Origin of the sequence: Anaplasma marginale str. Florida (assembly GCF_000215485.1) — a bacterium.
In the GTDB taxonomy this organism is placed as follows: Bacteria; Pseudomonadota; Alphaproteobacteria; order Rickettsiales; family Anaplasmataceae; genus Anaplasma; species Anaplasma marginale.
On sequence record NZ_AFMS01000192.1, the window covers coordinates 1 to 3,983 of the forward strand.

The 3,983-nt window shown below is 48.1% G+C and carries 3 protein-coding genes and 1 pseudogene; 2 read left to right on the top strand and 2 right to left on the bottom strand.

Going from position 1 to position 3,983, the window contains the following annotated elements; translation table 11 throughout:
- Positions 1-320 (bottom strand): annotated as a pseudogene (locus tag GAC_RS05170) (serine--tRNA ligase); the annotation flags it as partial.
- 90 nt (positions 321-410) lie between these two features.
- On the opposite strand from GAC_RS05170, the gene GAC_RS05175 reads away from it, so the two are divergent.
- Positions 411-1,742 carry a DNA recombination protein RmuC gene (locus tag GAC_RS05175; protein WP_181005422.1) on the top strand — a complete coding sequence of 444 codons (1,332 nt, stop codon included), beginning with the start codon at positions 411-413 and terminating at the stop codon, positions 1,740-1,742.
- Positions 1,743-1,953: 211 nt separating this feature from the next.
- Positions 1,954-2,661 carry a hypothetical protein gene (locus tag GAC_RS05180; protein ID WP_010264842.1) on the top strand — a complete coding sequence of 236 codons (708 nt, stop codon included), beginning with the start codon at positions 1,954-1,956 and terminating at the stop codon, positions 2,659-2,661.
- A 45-nt stretch (positions 2,662-2,706) separates the two neighbouring features.
- Here GAC_RS05180 and miaA read toward each other — a convergent pair whose 3' ends face one another.
- A complete protein-coding gene (gene miaA / locus GAC_RS05185) occupies positions 2,707-3,624 on the bottom strand; it encodes a tRNA (adenosine(37)-N6)-dimethylallyltransferase MiaA (protein ID WP_010270171.1) in 918 nt (305 codons plus the stop codon).
- Between the last annotated feature and the right edge of the window lie 359 nt (positions 3,625-3,983).

The window sequence follows — 3,983 nt, forward strand, 5'->3', positions numbered from 1 at the left end:
AGGGACATTAGGGAGGCTTTCAAGTAAGTTGGAAAGTTTCGTGTCCTCCTTAATACTGTGCTCAAGCGTTTCTATCTCTTCAGCCAGTTTCTTGGAGGCCTCGATTTTGGGGGTGTGCACTCGATTCCGCTACGCTTCAAGAGGGCCACCTCCCGCGTTACTGCGTTTCGTTGTTCTCGTAGGGAATACAAAGTAGACAGCTCCCCCCTCTTTTTTAGATCTAATTCGATGATTTTTTCCGCCTGCTCACCAAAGCCACGGGATATCATGGCCCTGTCAAACAGCTCAGGGTCTTTTTTAATAAGCTCAATGTCGTGCACTGGAATTCCTGAATCGCGCTTCAAAAGAACTTAGACATACTATATGATAAGCCCTACAATTGTAAGACCATTTTGTGTGGGGTAGCACTTATGACGCTGGATGTTACCTGGTATACAGTGTCTATATTGGTGGTGGAAGCACTTTGCGTGTTCACTGCTACGTATATTTTTGCGCTGAAGACCCGGGTTTCATACCGCAGCTATGGCGAGGTTAGCACCGCAAAAAAGCATCTTGAGGAGAAACTTCAGGGTGCAGAACATGAAAATGCTTTTTTGAAGGAGGAAGTGCAGTCTTTGCAGCTCAAGTTGCAAGATGCCAAAGACAGGGCCTTGGTGCTTGAAGTTGAGAAAAAGAGTTTGGAGCAGGGCGGCGCGCAACTAGACAACTTTTTGAAGTGTGTTGATGAGCAGTGTAAGGTACACTTTGAAAACCTTGCGAATCGGATTTTTGATGAAAAAGTTGATAAATTAAATAAAATGTCGCGCGAGGGGTTGAGCGGAGTATTGGAGCCGGTAAAGGAGAATATGAAAGCCCTGAAGCGTGAACTGGAAGAGGCGTTTATCCAGCATGGTAAGGAGCAATTTTCGCTAAAGAACGAGATTCAACGCATAATACTCGCCAATGAGAAGATTACACTTCAGGCTGAAGGGTTAGCCAACGCGCTTAAGGGAGAAGCAAAAATCCAGGGAAATTGGGGTGAGGTCATATTAGAAAGAGTGCTGGAAGATTCCGGCCTACGCAGAGGGCAGGATTATAAGCTGCACGGTGCAGGTATGGGCCTGCAGGGCGTTGAAGGAGGGGGAAAGCAATATCCAGATGTTGTGATACTTTTACCCGGCGATAAGCATATTATTGTGGATTCGAAAGTGTCACTAGTGCACTATGAGAAATACTGTTCAGAAAGGCAAGAAGATGCCCGGCTTACGCACCTCAAGCATTTTGTGGGCTCCGTAAGGGCACATATAAGTGACCTTTCCAGTAAGCGATACTCTGATGTTGAAGGCATTAATACCCCAGATTTTGTGCTGATGTTTATCCCGATAGAAAGCGCTTATTTTCTAGCCGTTCAGGCAGATGCCGAACTTCACAAATATGCGTGGTATCGTAAGATCGTGGTGGTTTGCCCATCTACGTTGTTGGCAACCCTGAAGACGGTTGAATCTTTGTGGAGGCTGGAGAACCAAAATCGCAACACACTGGAAATTGCCCGCCAAGGAGGGGCATTGTACGACAAGATTGCGTCTTTTATTCATGATATGCAAAAGTTAGGTAAGCAGATAGATACCGCTGGTAGCGCATACCGCGATGTGATGAAAAAGCTTTCTGAAGGGCATGGGAACATACTTGCTCGTACAAAAAGCCTGAAAAATCTGGGGGTGCGGACCTCAAAAAGCCTGGAAGTAGACGCCGTTGATGGTTAAAAACAGCCCAAATGCCCCAAATAGAGCGGCTTGAGGCCCTGGTTGGGGGCATAGGGTTGCGATTTTAAGAAATGTGTGGACTTTTTGCGCAAAACGTGGAAACATCCCCATAGCCGCCTAGATTGCTGCCTAGTCAATACAATAGCAACTGTTTTAAATTAGCATGCGCGTACGGCCACAAAACAGTCGGAAGTGGGGTTCTTGCCGCACAGTGTCGGGGAATGATCTGAAAGGAATGAGCGAATTTATCGGCGAGAGTCAGAAGTACTTTGAAGATGCACTGGAGTGGTATTGCCGTAAATATTTGGCCGCCGTCAGCGAGAGGGCGTGGCTGTGTGTCTCACTCGTGGTTTTCGTGACGTTTCTCCTGTTCTTGATGTGGGATACGTACTCCATGTTCCCTACCAAGACCGACTTTAGCTTTATCAAATATACAGATCGGTACAGCGACGAATTCTTGCTGATCAAAAGGCTCAGCGTGGATGTTGAGGAAAGGGAGGAGGATCTTCTTTCTTCCTACCTTGCGGGGGAATACGTAAAACGCTATGAGTCATACTCTCCCGACGGCACAGAGGCACAGCTGGGCTTCGTGAAGAATAACTCATCCAGAAGGGTGTTTGTTGCGTTCAAAAACATCATGGAGCGGGGTGCAATTATACACCCATTGATATCAAAATACAAGACTGATGCCATATCCCTAGAGGCGGTGATTGATAAGGTCGAACTACTGCCCCGCAGCGTGGCCTCACTCAGCAGTGCGGTTGTGGAGTTTAGAGTTAAGCACATAGTGCACGGCGTGCTAGCTGCAACTGAACGCCGCAAAGTGTTGGTTTCTTTCTCTCTATCTAACGTCAGAATGGCCTCCGCCGGGGTAGTGCCGTTTGAGTTTACTATCAATACGTACAGATACGTAGACTAGCAGGTTGGTACCCGGCCCAAATGCTGGCAGCTTGGCCGTTGGTTTTTACTTCTCCGTCTCGGTTAATCTGGATACTAGGTGCTGCACCATTTCCTCACGAGTGGGGAGGAACTGTGCATCCTGCGGTAGTTGCCTTCTAAGCCACGTATACTGGCGCTTAGCGTACTGCCGCGTGTTTCTCTGCGCAGCCTCTACAGCTTCGGGCAAGCTTATGTTCCCGCGTAAATATTCTATGACCTCCCGCACTCCTATGGCCTTCATGATTGGGGCGTCTGCAGGCAAGTTTAGTGACATCAAATACTCAACCTCAGCCACTGCGGACGAGTTTATCATGTCAACCAGCCTGCTATTAATTTTGGGATGTAACTCCTCCTTAGGGGGGAATAACACGCACACCTCGCAGTTTTCAAAGGGGCGCTTTTTCGGGCAGCGCTCCCGCCAGGAGAATATCGAAACTCCGGTGCTCTCGAATACCTCAAAGGCGCGCAGGAGCTGGTTGGAGTTGCGTCGGTCAATTTTGCAAACATTTGCGTCTCTGCGGAGCAGCAATTCGAAAAATGTATCATTTCCAACTTCACTAAGCAGAGCCCTGGCCTTTTGCCTGATGTGCGCATCCGCCGGAGGTATCTCTGAAAGCCCATATATCAAGCTGCTGATGTATAGCCCGCTTCCCCCGACAACTATTGCGGGTGACTTTTTCTCCCAAGCAAGCAATATTTCCCTTTTTGCGTCTTCCAGCCATAATCCCACAGAATAACTATTGCTCGGGTGCACGTAGCCATACAGCCCGAACTGTGGGTTAGTCCGCAGGTATTCTGCCTGGTCAGTAATTGTTGGAACATGCTGATAAATTTGTTTCGAGTCGCAATTGATTATCGTGCACCCTAGGCGCTCTGCCACTATTTTAGAAACCTCAGATTTTCCCGAAGCCGTTGGCCCGGTCAGTATAAATAGTTTATGCACGGTATCTGCTAGTATAATTTGTTACGCGGGAAACATGCTACATGTACTTTACCACGCGTATTCCTAAAGTAGGGTTATGTTTTTGATAATCAATGTCAACTACCATGACCAAATAGTGTTGAACTCGGGCACTGCGCATGGTACACTCTACGCGAGTTGCTGTTTTGCCGGATTGTTGTACTTTTGAAGGATTTGCACGATGACGGATCAGGGGGGTTCCGCTGGTAGCGGGAAGGGGTTCGCCGCTAGGTTCGGTGGGAAAAAATCTTTTACTCAGAGAGGGAGTGAGGAAGGTGCCGGTAAGCCGTTTGCCAAGCTTGTGGAGAATAGGCCCGGCAAACCCGCGGTTTTTAGTGAGG

Excerpts from the sequence above, each read along its gene's own strand:
- GAC_RS05175 (WP_181005422.1), top strand. The coding sequence starts at position 411 with ATGACGCTGGATGTTACCTGGTATACAGTGTCTATATTGGTGGTGGAA.